Source organism: Arthrobacter sp. P1_B11, from assembly GCF_056406715.1.
Genome location: NZ_JBFTZQ010000005.1, coordinates 74,472 through 89,638 on the forward strand (window position 1 = coordinate 74,472; position 15,167 = coordinate 89,638).

Annotated in this window: 14 protein-coding genes and 1 pseudogene; 12 read left to right on the plus strand and 3 right to left on the minus strand. The window is 65.2% G+C overall.

Annotation, left to right across the window (positions count from 1 at the left end):
• Nucleotides 1-15: 15 nt before the first annotated feature.
• From AC1D14_RS05855 to pdxS, 3 genes and pseudogenes are all read left to right on the plus strand, one after another.
• Nucleotides 16-603 carry an HIT family protein gene (locus tag AC1D14_RS05855; RefSeq protein WP_230118034.1) on the plus strand — a complete coding sequence of 196 codons (588 nt, stop codon included), beginning with the start codon at nucleotides 16-18 and terminating at the stop codon, nucleotides 601-603.
• Nucleotides 593-1,213 (plus strand): phosphatidylinositol phosphate synthase, encoded by a 621-nt coding sequence (gene pgsA, locus AC1D14_RS05860; protein ID WP_476881372.1) that lies wholly within the window; start codon nucleotides 593-595, stop codon nucleotides 1,211-1,213. Before AC1D14_RS05855 ends, pgsA begins: the two co-directional genes overlap by 11 nt.
• Before the next feature lie 139 nt (nucleotides 1,214-1,352).
• Nucleotides 1,353-2,150: pseudogene (gene pdxS, locus AC1D14_RS05865) on the plus strand (pyridoxal 5'-phosphate synthase lyase subunit PdxS); the annotation flags it as partial.
• Between the two features lie 75 nt (nucleotides 2,151-2,225).
• On the opposite strand, the gene AC1D14_RS05870 reads toward pdxS, so the two are convergent.
• On the minus strand, nucleotides 2,226-4,238 hold the full coding sequence (locus AC1D14_RS05870; RefSeq protein ID WP_476968194.1) for a M3 family metallopeptidase: 2,013 nt from the start codon (nucleotides 4,236-4,238) through the stop codon (nucleotides 2,226-2,228).
• Nucleotides 4,239-4,332: 94 nt separating this feature from the next.
• On the opposite strand from AC1D14_RS05870, the gene AC1D14_RS05875 reads away from it, so the two are divergent.
• Entirely contained in the window at nucleotides 4,333-5,601 is a 1,269-nt protein-coding gene (locus AC1D14_RS05875) for a CapA family protein (protein ID WP_476881371.1), read from the plus strand.
• A 22-nt stretch (nucleotides 5,602-5,623) separates the two neighbouring features.
• Here AC1D14_RS05875 and AC1D14_RS05880 read toward each other — a convergent pair whose 3' ends face one another.
• Together AC1D14_RS05880 and AC1D14_RS05885 are read right to left on the minus strand one after the other, a co-directional pair.
• Nucleotides 5,624-6,394 (minus strand): type 1 glutamine amidotransferase, encoded by a 771-nt coding sequence (locus AC1D14_RS05880; protein ID WP_290369729.1) that lies wholly within the window; start codon nucleotides 6,392-6,394, stop codon nucleotides 5,624-5,626.
• A complete protein-coding gene (locus tag AC1D14_RS05885) occupies nucleotides 6,391-7,683 on the minus strand; it encodes a Mur ligase family protein (protein ID WP_230118030.1) in 1,293 nt (430 codons plus the stop codon). Before AC1D14_RS05885 ends, AC1D14_RS05880 begins: the two co-directional genes overlap by 4 nt.
• A gap of 91 nt (nucleotides 7,684-7,774) precedes the next feature.
• Between AC1D14_RS05885 and pdxT the strand changes: the two genes are divergently transcribed.
• The 8 genes from pdxT to secF all read left to right on the plus strand — a co-directional run bounded on the left by pdxT (nucleotide 7,775) and on the right by secF (nucleotide 15,149).
• Nucleotides 7,775-8,497 carry a pyridoxal 5'-phosphate synthase glutaminase subunit PdxT gene (gene pdxT, locus AC1D14_RS05890; RefSeq protein ID WP_230118029.1) on the plus strand — a complete coding sequence of 241 codons (723 nt, stop codon included), beginning with the start codon at nucleotides 7,775-7,777 and terminating at the stop codon, nucleotides 8,495-8,497.
• 3 nt (nucleotides 8,498-8,500) lie between these two features.
• Complete coding sequence (locus AC1D14_RS05895) at nucleotides 8,501-9,256, plus strand: YebC/PmpR family DNA-binding transcriptional regulator (RefSeq protein ID WP_230118028.1); 756 nt, start codon at nucleotides 8,501-8,503, stop codon at nucleotides 9,254-9,256.
• Nucleotides 9,253-9,831, plus strand: coding sequence for a crossover junction endodeoxyribonuclease RuvC (ruvC, locus tag AC1D14_RS05900; RefSeq protein WP_230118027.1), 579 nt, complete (start codon nucleotides 9,253-9,255; stop codon nucleotides 9,829-9,831). The genes AC1D14_RS05895 and ruvC overlap by 4 nt, the downstream gene beginning before the upstream one ends.
• A gap of 81 nt (nucleotides 9,832-9,912) precedes the next feature.
• The gene (ruvA, locus tag AC1D14_RS05905; protein WP_230118026.1) at nucleotides 9,913-10,557 is read left to right on the plus strand and encodes a Holliday junction branch migration protein RuvA; all 645 of its coding nucleotides are present in this window, start codon (nucleotides 9,913-9,915) and stop codon (nucleotides 10,555-10,557) included.
• Nucleotides 10,550-11,638 (plus strand): Holliday junction branch migration DNA helicase RuvB, encoded by a 1,089-nt coding sequence (gene ruvB, locus AC1D14_RS05910; RefSeq protein WP_230118025.1) that lies wholly within the window; start codon nucleotides 10,550-10,552, stop codon nucleotides 11,636-11,638. The genes ruvA and ruvB overlap by 8 nt, the downstream gene beginning before the upstream one ends.
• A gap of 245 nt (nucleotides 11,639-11,883) precedes the next feature.
• On the plus strand, nucleotides 11,884-12,267 hold the full coding sequence (gene yajC, locus AC1D14_RS05915) for a preprotein translocase subunit YajC (RefSeq protein ID WP_230118081.1): 384 nt from the start codon (nucleotides 11,884-11,886) through the stop codon (nucleotides 12,265-12,267).
• 111 nt (nucleotides 12,268-12,378) lie between these two features.
• A complete protein-coding gene (gene secD / locus AC1D14_RS05920) occupies nucleotides 12,379-14,136 on the plus strand; it encodes a protein translocase subunit SecD (protein WP_230118024.1) in 1,758 nt (585 codons plus the stop codon).
• Complete coding sequence (secF, locus tag AC1D14_RS05925) at nucleotides 14,136-15,149, plus strand: protein translocase subunit SecF (RefSeq protein ID WP_230118023.1); 1,014 nt, start codon at nucleotides 14,136-14,138, stop codon at nucleotides 15,147-15,149. Before secD ends, secF begins: the two co-directional genes overlap by 1 nt.
• The last annotated feature ends 18 nt before the right edge of the window (nucleotides 15,150-15,167 follow it).

Below are 15,167 nucleotides of genomic sequence, written 5' to 3' on the forward strand. Positions count from 1 at the left end.
GCGGAAAGGCACACAGTGCAGGAGAACACAGGCGCAGGCTATCCGGGCGACGCCGAGGTGACGGACGACTTTGGCCTCGCCGGCGTTCCGGATGCCTTCCAGCGCCTGTGGACTCCGCACCGCATGGCGTACATCAAGGGTGGCCAGCACCAGTTCAAGAACCAGGACGACTGCCCCTTTTGTGTGGCCCCGGCACGCACCGATGAGGAATCCCTGATCGTGTACCGCGGCCGCACCAGCTACGTGGTGCTGAACCTCTTCCCGTACAACCCGGGCCACCTGCTGGTCTGCCCCTTCCGCCACGTTCCGGATTACACGGACCTGACCGTTGAGGAGACCGCCGAATTCGCCGACCTCACCCAGACCGCCATGCGCGTGCTGCGGAAGGTGGCGAACCCCGGCGGCTTCAACCTGGGCATGAACCAGGGGGTAGTGGGCGGCGCAGGCATCGCCGGGCACCTGCACCAGCACATCGTTCCGCGCTGGGGCGGGGACGGGAACTTCTTCCCGATCATTGCCCAGACCAAGGCCATCACCCAGACGCTCGATGAAGTCCGCCAGCAGGTTGCCGAGGCCTGGCCAGGGGAGACGCATGCTGAATAGGCATGCCCGCGGTTTCTTCACCGCGCTGTTCTCCCCGCTTGCCCGCTGGCTGCTCAAAATTGGCGTTTCGCCGGACGCCATCACCATCGTGGGAACGGCCGGTGTGGTGGTGGGCGCTCTAGTGTTTTACCCGCTGGGGCAGCTCTGGTGGGGGACGATCTTCATCACGGCCTTCATCTTCTCCGATGTCATCGACGGCATCATGGCGCGGCTGCAGGACCGGGGTGGCCCTTGGGGGAATTTCCTCGACTCGACGCTGGACCGCGTGGCCGACGGGGCGCTCTTTGCCGGCCTCACCATATGGTTTTTCACCGGCGGCGGGGAGACGGCGATAGCCGTGGCCGCCGTCGTCTGCCTTGTCCTGGGCATGGTGGTGTCCTACGTCAGGGCCAAGGCGGAATCTCTCGGGTTCCAGGCGAACGTGGGCATCGCCGAACGAGCCGAGCGGCTGGTCTCCGTGCTTGTCGTCACCGGATTCACCGGCCTGGGGCTGCCGAGCATCGTGCTGTTCGTGACCCTCGTTCTGCTGGGCGTGGCGAGCCTCGCCACGGTGGTCCAACGTGTGCTGGCAGTCCGGCGCCAGGCCTGCGAAGACACCCGGCCATCCTGATTAAGCCGGGCTGCCGCGGTGGGACTAGTATTAGGACTGCCTGGTCAATGGATCCGGTAATCCGGTGTGTGCGAATTACGGCATTGCCGTGCCACCTGCACTCCCGGCGAAGGTCATCTATCTACCCATAGGGGTTTTTGTGTCTACACCTGATGTAAGCAGCGAAGCCGGCTCGTCCGCCAACAGCGTCACGGGCAGCAACCGCGTCAAGCGCGGCATGGCAGAGATGCTCAAGGGCGGCGTCATCATGGACGTCGTCAACGTCGAACAGGCCCGCATCGCCGAAGACGCCGGTGCCGTTGCTGTCATGGCGCTTGAGCGCGTTCCGGCCGACATCCGCGCCCAGGGCGGCGTGTCCCGCATGTCCGATCCGGACATGATCGACAAGATCATCGACGCCGTCTCCGTCCCGGTCATGGCCAAGGCCCGCATCGGCCACTTCGTCGAGGCGCAGATCCTGCAGTCGCTCGGCGTGGACTACATCGACGAGTCCGAGGTCCTGACCCCGGCCGATTACACCAACCACATCGACAAGTGGAACTTCACCGTTCCCTTCGTCTGCGGCGCCACCAACCTCGGTGAGGCCCTGCGCCGCATCAACGAGGGCGCGGCCATGATCCGCTCCAAGGGCGAGGCCGGCACCGGAGATGTCTCCAACGCCACCACGCACATGCGCCAGATCCGCGCCGAGATCCTCAAGCTCGCCGCCCTCCCCGAGGACGAGCTGTACGTCGCGGCCAAGGAACTGCAGGCCCCGTACGAACTGGTCAAGGAAATCGCCACCACCGGCAAGCTCCCCGTGGTGCTGTTCACCGCTGGCGGCATTGCCACCCCGGCTGACGCCGCCATGATGATGCAGCTCGGCGCCGACGGCGTGTTCGTCGGATCCGGCATCTTCAAGTCCGGCAACCCCGCCCAGCGTGCGGCCGCCGTCGTACTGCTTTGCCCGTCGATTGCTCCGTAACTGCCCTTTAGAGCGTCGAAAAGGGCAGTTGCGGAGCAATCGATGTTCTTATTCCAGGCCGCGGCGCTTCAGGAGCGGCTCCAGGGCAGCGTCGCGGCCGCGGAGCGTGCGGAAGGACGCCAGCGGGTCCCTGCTGTTCCCGCGGGACAGGAGATCATTGCGGAAACGCTCGCCGTTGGCACGGGTGAGGCCACCATTTTCACTGAACCAGTCCACCGTTTCGGCGTCGAGCACCTCACTCCAGATGTACGAGTAGTAGCCGGCCGCGTAGCCGTCCCCAGCGAAGATGTGCTGGAAGTAGCCGGTCCGGTACCGGGGCGGAATGAGGGCGTGCGCGACTCCGGCTGCGGCCAGGGCCTTCGCCTCGAACTCCTGCGCGTCCTGCGGAACGCTGCCGGGATCCAGCACGTGCCAGGCCAGATCAAGCAGGGCGGCGCCGAGGTATTCCGTGGTGGCAAAGCCCTCGCCCCACAGCCGGGACTCATTCAGCCTGTCGATAATGTTCTGGGGAAGTGGATCTCCGGTGGCGTGATGGCGGGCGTAATTGGCCAGGACCTCGGGCCACATGATCCACATTTCGTTCACCTGGGACGGGTATTCCACGAAGTCACGGGGCACGTTGGTCCCTGAGAATCGCGGATAGGTGACACGGGAGAACAGCCCGTGCAGGGCGTGCCCGAATTCGTGGAAGGTGGTGCGGACTTCATCCAGCGTCAGCAGCGTGGGTTCCCCGGCAGGCGGTTTGGAGATGTTCAGGTTATTGATCACCACAGGTTTGGCGCCAAGGAGATCAGACTGCTCAACCAGTGAATTCATCCAGGCTCCGCCGCGCTTGGATTCCCTCGTGTAATAGTCGCCCAGGAAGAGTCCCAGTTCGGTGCCGTCCTCGTTGCGCACCTCCCAGACGCGGACGTCCGGGTGGTAGCTGGCGAGGTCTTTGCGTTCCTGGAAGGAGATGCCGTAAAGCGACGTCGCGGCAAAAAATACGCCGTCCACCAGGACCCGGTCCAGTTCGAAGTAGGGCCGGATGGCTTGCTCGTCCACGGAGTAGCGTTCCAGGCGCACCTTGGCGGAGTAATACGACCAGTCCCAGGCCTCCAGCGGGTGCCCGGCGCTCTCGGCCAGGGCGGCGGCTTCGGCGTCAGCGTTCCGGACGGCCGGCGGGGCCAGCCGGTTGAGCATGGTCCGCACCGCCTCGAAGTCCGGCGCGGTCTGCCGGTCCACCACGAGTTCGGCGTAGTTGGCGAAACCCAAAAGCTCAGCCTTCTCGGCACGCAGCTGCACCATGGACTTTACGAGGTCGAGGACGTCAAGGCTGCCTCCGCTGCTTCCCCGGGCTACGGAGGCCTCGTGCAGGCGGCGGCGGACCTCGCGGTTCTCCAGAGCTGCCAGGGCGGGCTGGTTGCTCGGCTGGATGAGGGTCAGGAGGAATTTGCCCTCGTGGCCCGCCACGCGGGCTGCTTCGGCGGCGCTGGCGACCTCATCCGCCGGCAGGCCGGCCAGGTCCCCGGCATCGTCCAGAAGCAGGGCTGCCGACTTCATCCCTTCCTTGACGCGCTGCCCGAATTCCGTGCCCAGCCGGGAAAGTTCCGCATTCAGTGACTTGAGCTTCTCCTGGCCGGCGTCGTCCAGCTGGATCCCGGACTGGCGGAATTCCTTGAGGTATTCCTCCACGAGCCGCGCCGACTCCGCGTCGAGGCCCTCCGTATCGATGTCGGCGAAGCGCTCATAGAGTCCGCGGTTGAGGTAGACGGCATCCTGGTGGGCGGCAAAGCGGGGAGAGAGCTCGGTTTCGAGGTCGCGGATGGCGTCCGAGGCGTCTGCCGATACCAGTGTGAAGAAGGACGCGGCAGCACGCTGGAGCAGGCCTCCCGACCGTTCCATGGCCACGGCGGTGTTTTCAAAGGTGGCCGGCGCGGCGTTGTCCACAATGGCCTGGATCTCAGCCAGGTGTTCGGCCAGACCGGCATCGACAGCTTCGGCGTAGTGGGCGTCTGTTATGTCCGCAAACGGCGGCAGCCCGAACGGCAGTTCACTCGGGCTCAGCAGTGGATTAGTCATGAAGCAACACTTTCATGCAGGAGACGCGTTCTCAATGGTGTCCACCGTGTTTTGAGTGCAGGTTCCGTCAGGGGCCCGCCGTAGGATTGCGGCCATGGGGAAAACAGGGAGCGTACTCTTCCGCCGGACGGCCCGTGCTGCCGCCGCGGCAGCACTTGTTGCATCACTGGCGTCCTGCGGCGTGATTGCCGGACAAGGCAGGCCTCAGGACACCAGGCAGGCCAGCCCCCCGGACACCGCCAGCGCGGCGCCGGGCAGTTCGGCCGCGTCCGCCGCCGCCCCTACGCCCAAACCGACCCCGACGCCGGGCGCCGGCCCGGCGTGCACCGCGATCCGCTGTACGTCCGTCCTGGTCACCGGCGACATGCTGGTCCATGCCCAGTTGTGGGAGCAGGCACGGCAGGACGCACTGGCAGCCGGCGCCAAGGGTCTTGACTTCGGTCCGCTGCTGGAGGGGCAGCGGCGGTATATCGACAAGAGCGATCTCGCCATCTGCCACCAGGAAACGCCTGTGGCGCTTCCGCAGGGACCGTTCTCCGCCTATCCCTCCTTCAACGTGCCGCCACAGATCATCGCCGCGTCTAAGGCGGTGGGCTACCGCGCGTGCACCACGGCCAGCAACCATACGATTGACCAGGGCACGGAGGGACTCGTGCGGACGCTGGACGTCCTCGACGCGTCGGGGCTCGAGCACACGGGGTCGTACCGGACGGCCGTGGAGTCCCAGGGCGTCCTCATCCTGCAGACGCCGGCCGCAAAGGTTGCCGTCATTGAGGCCGCCTATGGCCTGAACGGTCAGATCCCGGAGCAGGCCTGGCAGGTGGACATGCTCGACGCCCCGGCCATGATCGCGAAGGCGAAGAAGGCCAGAAAACTCGGCGCCGATATTGTGCTGGGCGTCATGCACGCTGGTGACGAGTATGCCAGCGCACCGAATGCGCAGCAGCAGGAGGTGGCGCACGCCCTGGTGGACAGCGGCCAGTTCACCATGGTCTACGGCCACCACACGCACTCGGTGTTGCCCATTGAGAAATACAAGGGCACCTGGATTGTATACGGCCTGGGCAACGGAGTGACGGAACTTTCGCCCACCTACGTGGTCAACAACGAGGGGCTGCTCGTGCGCGCCCAGTTCAGCCAGGACGCCACGGGAAAATGGACAGCCTCTGACCTGGGCTGGGCGCCGTCCGTCATTGTCAATGCTCCCTACCGCTGGTGTTCAGTGGCTTCGGACGCGCCGCAGGGCGTCTGTGCCAGCCCGGCGGCGGACGCCGAGACGCGGCAGCGGACCAAATCGGTGGTGGAGTCGATGGGTGCCGCCGCGGCGGGGGCCCACGAACTGCTCATCAGCAAGGGGCGCTGACCCGCTTGGACGGGCGCCCCGCCTAACGCGGACGGCGGATTGCGTGCTCGCGGGCAAGAACCGCATAGCGGTCATCCGGTCCGCCGGGCGTGAAGCTCCCATACTTGCGTTCGACGGCGGTCCGGATCAGGTAGTCAGCGATGGCCGGGTTCTTGGGGAGCAGCGATCCGTGAAGGTAGCTCGCCACGATGTTGCGGTAGCGGGCGCCCTCCTGCCCGTCTTTGCTGTTGTTGCCGGTTCCCTTGGGTACGGTGCCAAGCGGCGCCACGCCCGGGCCGAGAGTGGTCTGGCCGCTGTGGTTCTCATAGCCGAGAACCTCGCCGAACTCCGTCGTTGTGACCTTGACATTGCCGATCAGCCGTTCATCCGTGCCGTGCGTTTCCACGTCAAGGACACCGATGCCGGGAATGACCGACCCGGAACGTGTCTTGAAGAAGCGCCCGAACAGCTGGTACGTCCCGCAGATCAGCAGCATGGGCGTGTCGTCCTCCGCGAGGCCCCTGAGGGTTTCCGCGCGCGACTGCAGGTCGTCTTGAATGACCAACTGCCCGCTGTCCTGCCCGCCGCCGCCGACAATGAGGTCCACATCGTCAGGGAATTCGTCCCCCACGTTGTACTCAAGCAGTTCCGGAGTGTAGCCGTGCCATTTCAGCCGCTGTTGCAGGACCAGGGCATTGCCCCAGTCGCCGTAGATGTTCATGTCGCGGGGATACAGCTGCAGGACCCGGATGGTGCCTTTGCTGGCGTCCGCGGACGGGGTTGTCGGGGGAGCGTGTCCCGAATCGGCGGTCAAGAGACTACCTCCACTGTGGTGATTTTGGACAGTTCGCGGCGGATGGCGAGCATGGCAGTGTAGGTGCAGAAGACGCGCTTCGGCTTGCCTTGGGCGTTCCGGATGAAGTCGGCCAGCGCGGGGGCGATGTCCGTCTGCACTGCTCTGATGCTGACCTCGTCATACTGCAGCCGCAGTGCCATGTCGTAAGCGCGGGAGCCAGTCAGCTGGTCCACACCGTCCTCCCGCAGCGACTCAAAATCCACGTCCCACAGCCACGACATATCGCGGCCGTCCGCGTAGTTGTCGTTGATCGCGATCATGGTGGCGTAGCCGCCCGCCGGGAAGGACTGGAGGCCCAGCCGGAAACCGCTCGGGTTCTTGACCAGCACGAGGTCCAAGGGGAGGCCGTCCACGACGAGGCTCTCACCGCGGCCGAAGGCCGGCGCCACCTGGGACAGGGCCGTCAGCAGTGCGGCGTGGTCCGGCGCCGCCGAGCCCCCGCCGCAGATGCTGCGTGCCAGGGTCAGGGCCGCGGCCGCGTTGAAGATGTTGTAAACACCGCGGAGCTTCATCCCGGTGGTGACCGTGGCGCCGTCGTACTCAAAATCGGCGTTGTCCGCCCCCACCCGTCGAAGGACGACGTCGGCAGGTGGCTTTTGCGGCAGGGCCGCCGGTGCGGGGCTGCCGGGACCGGCGCGGAGTTCGTCGTCGTTGGGGAAGGTGCTGAGGAGGGAGTCGTCCAGTCCGAAGTAACGGACCTCGGGGCCGTCCAGGGTCGCGGCGATCCTGGCTACACGCGGATCCTCACGGTTCAGGACCACAGTCCCCGTGGTCTTGGAGGCGATGTGCTGAAGCAGTTGGGCGGTCTTATCGATTTCCCCGAAGCGGTCCAGCTGGTCGCGCAGCACGTTCAGCAGGAGGCTGAACCGCGGCGGAACCCGGTTGACGAAGTGCACGGCGTGGGCCTCGTCGAGCTCAAGCACGGCGATGTCCGCCTCGAGGCGGCCGCGCCAGTCCACCTCGCCCAGCAGTGCGGCGGCCACGCCTCTGGTGAAGTTGCTGCCGGTGCGGTTGGTGAAGACCCTCAGCCCCTGGCTTTCCAGCAGCTCCACCACCATTTTGGTGGTTGTTGTCTTGCCGTTGGTTCCGCTCACCACCGCCACGCCATGAGGGAGCGTGGACAGTGTCCGCTGCATGAAGCCTGGATCGATTTTTTCGACCACAAGCCCGGGAAGAGCGGAGCCTCCGCCCCTGAGCCGGGAAACCCGGCGGACGAGCTTGCCGAGCGGAACGCTGAAGGAAAACATGCTCTGTAATATATCCCAGCAGCGGCATGCAATGAGGCCAGGCAGGGCGGGCGGGGGCGTCGCCCGGCATCCGGGACACTATGATATTTGGATGACCAATCCCCTTTCTGCCGCGGTTCCCCGCGTTCCCCCGGGTGCCGGTTCTGGCTTGCGCATCGGCGTCCTGGCGCTCCAGGGCGATTTCCGCGAGCACCTTCGTGCCGTCGAAGCGGCCGGTGCCACCGGCGTCGGAGTCCGCCGGCCCGCGGAGCTTGACGGACTGGACGGGCTCATTATTCCCGGCGGCGAATCCACCGCCATCGACAAGCTTGCGCGGGCCTTCGAACTCGCCGAACCGCTCCGCAAGCACATTGCGGATGGCCTTCCGGTCTACGGGTCCTGTGCCGGAATGATCCTGCTCGCCGATGACATTGCCGACCCCGCCACCGATCTCGCCGGAAATCCCCAGCAGACCTTCGGCGGACTCGACATCACTGTGCGGCGCAACGCGTTCGGCCGCCAGCGCGAATCGTTCGAGACCGATCTGGATTTCAAGGGCCTGGACTTCAGCGCCACCGAAAATGGCGTGGCGCCCGTGCACGCAGTGTTCATCCGGGGACCGTGGGTGGAGCGCGTAGGACCCGGCGTCGACGTGCTGGCCCAGGTGGAGCCGGCGGATCCTGCCCACGCCTCTCACACAGCCGATCTGCAAGGGACAGCTAGAATTGTTGCAGTGCGTTCCGGCCATCTGCTGGCCACCTCCTTCCACCCGGAAGTGACGGGGGAGAAGCGCGTACATGAACTTTTTATCCGCATGATCAGAGGAGAAGCGTAAAGCATGTCAGGCCACTCCAAATGGGCAACGACCAAGCACAAGAAGGCCATCCTTGATAGCCGCCGGGCAAAGTCGTTCGCCAAGCTGATCAAGAACATCGAAGTCGCGGCACGCATGGGCGGCCCGGACCTGGCCGGCAACCCCAGCCTGGAACTGGCAGTAACGAAGGCGAAGAAGACCTCGGTCCCCGCCGACAATATCGACCGTGCCATCAAGCGCGGCGCAGGCCTCACCGGCGAAGTCGTGGACTACACGGAGATCATGTACGAGTGCCGAGGCCCGCAGGGTTCTGCGCTGCTGATCGAATGCCTCACGGACAACAAGAACCGTGCCGCGTCCGAGGTCCGGCTCGCCATTTCCCGCAACGGCGGCACCATCGCCGATCCCGGTTCTGTCAGTTACCTCTTTTCCCGCAAGGGCGTGGTGACCCTGCCCAAGAACGGCCTCGGCGAGGACGACGTTCTGATGGCCGTGCTGGACGCCGGTGCCGAGGAAGTCAAGGACAACGGTGAGACCTTTGAGATCCACTCGGAGCCGACAGACCTGCAGGCCATCCGTGACGCCCTCAAGGAAGCCGGCATCGAATACGACACCGATGAGGCAGAATTCGTTCCGTCCATGGAGGTGCCCCTCGACCTGGATGCGGCCAAGAAGTTCATGAAGCTGGTTGACGCCCTGGAAGAGCTTGACGACGTCCAGAACGTTTACAGCAACGCCGACCTCAGCGACGAAGTGCAGGCCGCACTGGAAGCCGAGTGACCCTTCGCGTCCTCGGCGTCGATCCGGGCCTCACACGGTGCGGCATCGGGGTGGTGGACGTCGAAAAGAACCGCCGCGCCACCATGGTGGCGGTGGGCGTGGTGGGGACGTCCCCAGAGGAGACGCTGGACCAGCGCCTCCTTGTCATCGCCCTCGCCATCGATGACTGGCTCGACCGGTACGAACCCCACGTGCTGGCGGTGGAGCGGGTCTTCTCCCAGCTCAACGTCAGCACGGTCATGGGCGTGGCCCAGGCCTCCGGCGTCGTGATTGCCGCGGCCGCCCGGAGGGGCATCCCGGTGGCGCTCCACACGCCGTCGGAAGTCAAAGCGGCGGTGACGGGCAGCGGAACGTCTAATAAGGATGCCGTCACCAAACTGGTGACCAAGATTCTGCGGCTGGACTCCCCGCCGCGTCCCGCCGACGCCGCCGATGCGCTTGCCCTCGCCATCACGCATGCGTGGCGGGCCGGCAGCGGGGCCACGGTTGCCACCACCGGCCCGGGCAGCCAGTCGCTGACTCCGGCCCAGCGCGCCTGGGCCGAGGCGGAGGCCAAGGCGCGCCGTGCGCGCTGATTGTCCGGGGCCCTTGCTAGGGTATTCGTAGATATGTTCGGATAGTCGGTCTTGGGCCGGCGGTAGTTCAGGAGCTCGGCCTTGATAAGTTTTCTCCGCGGAACCGTAGCGCACGTTGGCCTGTCCACCGCCGTGATCGATCTCAACGGCGCCGGCATGAGTGTCCACGCCACGCCGCAGACCCTCAGCAGGCTCCGCACGGGCGAGGAAGGGAAGCTCTTCACATCCCTGATCGTGCGGGAGGATTCCCTGACCCTGTTCGGCTTCGCCAGCGACGACGAACGCGAGGTCTTCGACGTCCTGCTCAGCGTCAGCGGCGTGGGTCCGCGCCTTGCCCTGGCGGTCCTTGCCGTCCATGACCCGGAAGCGATCCGGGTGGCTGCACACACCGGTGACAGCAAGACATTCACCAAGGTTCCAGGCATCGGCCCGAAGGTTGCCGGCCGCATCGTGCTGGAACTGGCCGGAAAGCTCGTGCCCCACGGCACGGCGCCGAGTTCGGCCCCGTCGCCGTCCGGCGAGTCGGTCTGGAAGCCGCAGGTGGTCGCTGCCATGACCAGCCTCGGCTGGTCCGAAAAGGACGCCACTGGCAGCATCGACAAGGCGCTGGCCGATGCACCTGACCTGGCAGACCAGGGCAACGTGGCCGAGATCCTGCGGACCACCCTGCGCTGGCTTGGCCAGGACGGCGCCCGCGCCGGCAACAGGGTAGGCAGCCGTGGCTGAACCGTCCCTCGTGGCCGGGGGAGAGGAACCCGAGGAAAGAGTTATCGAGGCCGCCCTGCGGCCCAAGAACCTGCACGACTTCGTGGGCCAGCACCGGGTCCGCAAGCAGCTCTCCCTCGTGCTGCAGGCGTCCCGCATGCGGGGCCGCAGCGCCGACCACGTGCTTTTCTCCGGTCCGCCGGGTCTGGGCAAAACCACCCTGGCCATGATTGTCGCCGCGGAAATGAATGCCCCTCTGCGGATCAGCAGCGGCCCCGCCATCCAGCACGCCGGCGACCTTGCTGCCATCCTTTCTTCCCTCTCCGAGGGCGAGGTCCTCTTCCTGGATGAAATCCACCGGATGTCCCGGCCTGCGGAGGAAATGCTCTACATGGCCATGGAGGACTTCCGCGTAGACATTGTGGTGGGCAAGGGGGCCGGTGCGACGGCCATCCCGCTGGAGCTGCCGGCCTTCACCCTGGTCGGTGCCACCACCCGCGCCGGGCTGCTGCCGGGGCCGCTGCGCGACAGGTTCGGGTTCACGGGGCACCTGGAGTTCTATTCCGTCGAAGAGCTCGAGCTCGTGCTGCGCAGATCGGCCGGACTCCTCGACCTCAAGGTGAACTCCGCGGGCTTCAGCGAAATCGCGGGCAGATCACGGGGTACTCCGCGCATAGCCAACCGGCTGCTGCGCCGTGTCAGGGACTGGGCACTCGTCCACGGGATCGAACAGATTGACGCCCGGTCGGCGTCCGCCGCCCTGGACATGTACGAGGTGGACAAACGCGGGCTGGACCGCCTGGACCGGGCGGTCCTGGAGGCGCTCATCACCAAGTTCGGCGGCGGGCCCGTCGGCCTGTCGACTCTGGCCATCGCCGTGGGGGAAGAACCGGAGACTGTCGAGACTGTGGCGGAACCGTATCTGGTCCGCGAGGGACTGCTGGGGCGCACGCCCCGGGGCCGTATTGCCATGGCCCCGGCTTGGACCCATCTGGGCTTCGCCGTTCCCGCCGGCGTGTTCGGGCAGGAGACCCTGGACCTGTTCGACGACGGTGCGGCTGATGAACAAACAGCGTCCGAACGGGTTTCCAGCACGCAATAGCAGCGTCCTTCCAGCTTTCCCTCTAGACTGGAATGACGCTCGGCACGTCCGTGTCTTTGTTTTCGTGTCTTGTTTACGTGGTTGGCCCCAACAGGCCGCCGCTGCCGGCCATTGAGTTGGCCCGAGAACGCGGTGCGGGACGGACGCTGCCGTCAACCAGCTATGCAAGTACAGAACGGAACTACCCTGTGTTCGGACATATTTCTGCCCAGACCCAGCCGCAGGCAGGCGGCGGCATCGACATCATGACCATCCTGCTGTTCGTCATGCTCGGCCTCTTCATCTTCATGATGTTCCGCCGCAACAAGAAGACACAGCAGCAGCAGGCCACGCTCCAGTCGCAGTTTGCGCCGGGCATCGAGGTCATGACGAGTTTCGGCCTCTACGGCCGCATCGTGTCGATCGACGACGAAAACAACAAGGTTCTTCTCGAACTGTCACCGGGCAACGTGGCCACTGTCCACCGCCAGTCCGTCACCAAGATCGTCGAGCCCGCTGCCGAGACGCAGGCAGTTCCCGACGACGCGTCGTCCCTCACCGCCGATGATGACGGAAGCGCTGCGGCCGTCAACGAAACCCCGGACGAGACCCTGAAGCGCCTCAACGATGAGGGTAAAAAGGACATTTAGTCCGCCGCCGCGTTCTGTCCCGCTAAGTACCAAATCTACGGCTGCGGGCGGCCGCCGGAGCGTGTCTGACCCGCACCGTCGGCTCCTCCGTAATTAATAGAAAGATCGACAATGGCACGAACTGGCCGCAAGAAACCATCCCTCCGGGTGCTGGTCTGGCTTGGCGTAATCCTGGCTGTCCTGACGGCCGTCCTTGCGGGCGGCACCATGGCCGGAAAGGCAAGCTGGGCACCCAAGCTCGCGCTAGACCTTGAAGGCGGTACCCAGATGATCCTGGCGCCCAAGGTCGAGGGCGGTTCAGACATCAACGAGGAGCAGCTCAACCAGGCCGTGGCGATCATCCGTCAGCGCGTGGACGGCTCGGGCGTGGCGGAAGCTGAAATCAGCACCCAGTCCGGCCGCAACGTGGTGGTCAGCCTCCCGGGAACCCCTTCCGCAGAGACCCGTGCCCTGATTCAGGCTTCCGCGGACATGAACTTCCGCCCCGTTCTGGTAACGGGCCCCGGCGCGGCGGTTCCCGCAGCGCAGCGCACCCCGGCGGCAAAACTGCCAAAGCCCACAGCGAAGCCGCAGAACGGCAGTGACTCCAACTGGATTACGGCCGACGTCCAGAAGCAGTTCGAGGCACTCGACTGTGCCAAGCCGGAGCAGGACAAGCAGCAGCGCTCCGATCCCGCCAAGCCGCTGGTGACCTGCGAGCCTGCCACCGATCAGACCCCCGCGATCAAATACATCCTGGGCCCCGTGGAGGTCAAGGGCGTGGAGATCCAGGGGTCCACTTTCCAGCTCCAGCAGGGCGCGCAGGGTGCCGTCACCAATGAGTGGGCCGTTAATATCCAGTTCAACGGCGAGGGCACGGCCAAGTTCAAGAAGGTCACCGAGCGCCTGAACCAGTTCTATGTGACGGCCGGCGGGGAAACCGGCTCGGACCCGAAATCGCAGTTCGCCATCGTCCTGGACGACCAGGTCATCTCCGCGCCGCGGTCGCAGGCGGTCATCACCGACGGCCGTCCGCAGATTACCGGCGGATTCACCGAGAAGTCAGCCAAGGCGCTGTCCGACCAGCTGCGCTTCGGTGCCCTGCCGATCAGCTTCGACATCCAGAGCGAGCAGCAGATCTCGGCGACTCTCGGCGGCGAGCAGCTACGCATGGGTCTGCTGGCCGGCCTGATCGGGCTCCTGCTCGTGGTCGTCTACTCCCTGTTCCAGTACCGCGCCCTCGGATTTGTCACCATCGCCTCCCTTGTGGTGGCAGGTGCCCTGACATACCTGGCCATTGCCATCCTCGGCTGGACCGAAAACTACCGGCTGTCCCTCGCCGGTGTGGCCGGCATCATCGTGTCCATCGGCCAGACCGCGGACTCGTTCATTGTCTACTTCGAGCGCATCCGCGATGAGCTGCGTGAAGGCCGCGGCCTCGTTTCCGCCGTGGAAAACGGCTGGAAGCGGGCCAAGCGCACAGTCCTTGCCTCCAAGGCTGTCAACCTCCTGGCGGCGCTCGTGCTGTACTTCGTGGCCGTGGGCAACGTCCGGGGCTTTGCGTTCACCCTTGGCCTGACAGCCATCGCTGACCTCATCGTCGTGTTCATGTTCACGCACCCGACGCTGCAGCAGCTGGCTCGCACGCGGTTCTTCGGCGAAGGCCACAAGTTCTCCGGCCTTGACCCTGAGCGTCTCGGCGCGGTTCCGCTGTACCGGGGCGCCGGCAGGATCCGGACGCCGGACGACAAGCCGTCTGTGGTACGGGCTAAGAACACGGGCGCAGCCGCTGAGGCGGAACGCCGGATGACCATCGCTGAACGCCGCCGCGCTGAGCAGCAGGACCAGCTTGCGGGTTCCTCCAAGGGCCCGGCCAAGGAAGGCAAGTAATGTCCAGTTTCGCCAAATTCGGTAATGAGCTCTACACGGGCAAGCGTTCCTACAACTTTGTCGGTTCCAAGAAGATCTGGTTCCTGATTGCCGCCGCCGCCGTTGCACTGTCCATTCTGATCCCGGTCGCCAAGGGCGGGTTCAACCTGGGTATTGAATTCCGCGGCGGCTCGGAATTCACCGTGTCCAACGTCAAGACCACTGATGCGACGCTGGGCGAAAAAGCGGTGCACGATGTTGTGGCGGGAAGCGTCCCCAGGGTGGCGAACGTCGCCGGCAACACGATGCGGATCCAGACGGACAAGCTCACCGACGATGAAACCATCAAGATCAAGCAGGGCTTGACCTCGGCGTACGGCGTCACGGACAACGAGGTGACGTCCACGTTCGTGGGTCCCACATGGGGTGCTGACGTCACAAAGCAGGCCCTGATTGGCCTCGTGGTGTTCGTGGCCCTCGCCACCATCCTGATGGCCCTGTACTTCAGGACCTGGAAGATGTCGCTCTCGGCAATCTCGGGCATGCTCGTGACCATGTTCATCACGGCCGGCGTCTATGCCCTGAGTGACTTCGAGGTCACACCCTCGGCAATCATCGGCTTCTTGACGGTGCTCAGCTACTCGCTCTACGACACTGTGGTGGTGTTCGACAAGATCCGCGAGAACACGGCGGACCTCGAGTCTTCCACCCGACGGACGTTTGCCGAAGAGGTTAACCTGGCGGTCAACCAGACCCTGGTGCGGTCCATCAACACCATGATGGTGGCCATCCTGCCCGTGGGTGCGATCCTGTTCATCGGTGCCGGACTGCTCGGTGCCGGAACTCTCCGTGACCTGTCGCTGGCACTGTTCGTCGGGATCCTCATCGGCACGGCCGCAACGATCTTCATCGCCGCGCCGATGTATGCCTTGCTGCGCCAGAAAGAACCTTTGCTCGTCAAGCAGGCCCAACGGGTGGAGCACCGGCGCGCAGACAGTGCCGCCAAGGTCACCGCCGAGCCAGCCAAGGCGTAGCAGCGATAGCTGAAGGCC